Raw genomic sequence first — 1,956 nt, forward strand, 5'->3', positions numbered from 1 at the left:
CACCTCGTTTGGGGTGCGGAGCTGGCGATGGAGATCAATCGAACCAATATCCAGAAGGGGGACAGAATCCGGCTCACCTTCCTTGAGAAGACGCCGGTCACTGTGCCGATTCGAAAAGAAAACGACGAAGTCGAATGGAAGAACACGCACAGGAATTCCTGGCAAATCGACCGTATCGACTGATCCACCACGAAGCGCCCTACGGGGCGCTTTTCATTTCCTTGGAGTTACTCATGTCTGCAAATCAGATGGGCGTATACGCCCCCGAGAAGTTAGACGTGCTGGAAGCTGCAGAAGGACGGTGGAAATTCGTCTTCGAGCAACTGGCACCAGGGTTGGCAGATGCCAACGGCAAGCCTGGCCGAAACTATCCTTGCCCGGTTCACGGTGGTAGAGATGGGTTCAAGATCTTCCGAAAAACCAGCGACACAACCAGTGGCGGCGTATGCCGTACCTGTGGAATCAAGCCGGACGGCTTGGCGTTGGTGATGTGGGTAAACAGCTGGAGTTTCCACGAGGCGCTGCAGGAAGTCGGAAGCCTCATGGGAGTGAAGGACAAGCATGGTCGGACCGCCGGTGACGTTCAGCGGGTGATACCCCAGCGTGCTGTACCGAAGGCTGCCAGTAAGGGCCTATCGGATGAATGGGTAATCGCCACTCTTCGAACGATGGTGCAAGAGAGTGTCGCACTGACCCACCCGGATGCCGAACCTGCTCGTCTCTACCTTCGATCTCGCGGAATCCTTGTCTGGGACCGGCCTGAGTTGAGCCGCTTCGTGCGGTTCCACCCAAGGCTGACCCACAAAGGCCCTGATGGGGAGAAAACGACCTTCCCTGGGATCATCGGTGTACTGATGTCCCCGGCAAAGCAGGCCGTGACGGTCCAGAGGCACTTTCTGACCCCAAAGGGTGAGAAAGCCCCGATCGCGGAGCCGAAGAAGATGTTTGCAATTCCAAGCGATAGAGCACTGCCTGGCTGCGCGATTCCGACAGCTTCGCCTGGCAGCGTGATTGATGTCTGCGAAGGGTTGGAAACAGCGTTGGCAATCGAGACCGCAACGGGGTTGCCGGTATGGCCACTGGTAAACACCTACCTGATGGAGATGTTCGTGCCGCCGGCGGGAACTGAGGAGGTTCGAATCTGGATCGACAAGGACCGAAAAAGCGCCGGCGTGAATGCTGGAGTCGCGCTCAAAAAGCGCCTGTGGAGTTTGGGAGTTAGGGCCAGAATTCTGGAGCCGACACTAGACATACCGCATGGCGCCAAAGGGGTTGATTGGAACGACGTCCTGCTTTGGCAGGGCCCGGCCGGTTTCCCCGGGCAAGAGGTCTACCGCCACGTGCGGTAGGCCTCAGGCCTTCCCTCCTGATTTACTTTTTTCCGTACGTTTTTCTGCCTGAAAACGCCCTTTGCGCTTCACTCCGCCACGCAGAATTTGAGCATCGATTGCTGCGCCAAGGCGGTTTGCCATGCTTACTCACTCTTTCTCTGCCGCTGTTCTCGCCGTCTTCGCTACTGGAGCGATAGCGGCAGACGTACCCGCGGCCGCGCCTGCTGATCCCCTGGCTGGGAGTTCGTTCTACCAGGACAAGGAGCGTGGGTGGTTCTGGTATGAGGATCCGCCAGAAGAGACTGTTCCGCCGGTGGAACCTGAGAAGCCTGATCCACCCAAAGCGCCGGAGTCTCCGAAAACTCCTGAACCAGCGCCGGCTGCTGATCCAGCCCCTGGTACCGTCGCGTGGTTGCGCGTGATGCTCCCAAAATTACGGGACCAGGCGATTGACAATCCCACTCGCGAAAACATGAGCGCGTATTACTTTGCTCAGAGGTTAATGCTAGATAAAGCGGAGAGGTTCTCGCGCAATTCTGTTGAAACTATTCGTAATGATCCGTTCCTCGATGAGGACATGCGTTATCCAGCTTCAAACGCGGCAGCTGACGCCATATCCACCGAG

The 1,956-nt window shown here is 57.2% G+C and carries 3 protein-coding genes; all 3 read left to right on the forward strand.

All coding sequences use genetic code 11. The features are described 5' to 3' along the window. Nucleotides 1–183, forward strand: a 183-nt coding sequence (locus FAS41_RS31095; RefSeq protein WP_218939153.1) for a hypothetical protein, incomplete at its 5' end; no start/stop codon positions are given. Further along, nucleotides 135–1,349 (forward strand): DUF7146 domain-containing protein, encoded by a 1,215-nt coding sequence (locus FAS41_RS30605; RefSeq protein ID WP_171049600.1) that lies wholly within the window; start codon nt 135–137, stop codon nt 1,347–1,349. The genes FAS41_RS31095 and FAS41_RS30605, both read left to right, overlap by 49 nt. Nucleotides 1,350–1,470: 121 nt before the next feature. Beyond that, nucleotides 1,471–1,956: conjugal transfer protein TraF (gene traF, locus FAS41_RS30610; protein ID WP_171049601.1), on the forward strand; the 486-nt coding region annotated here is incomplete at its 3' end.

Origin of the sequence: Pseudomonas nicosulfuronedens, assembly GCF_005877905.1 — a bacterium.
Lineage (GTDB): Bacteria > Pseudomonadota > Gammaproteobacteria > Pseudomonadales > Pseudomonadaceae > Pseudomonas > Pseudomonas nicosulfuronedens.

Excerpts from the sequence above, each read along its gene's own strand:
- FAS41_RS30605 (WP_171049600.1), top strand. The coding sequence starts at position 135 with ATGGAAGAACACGCACAGGAATTCCTGGCAAATCGACCGTATCGACTG.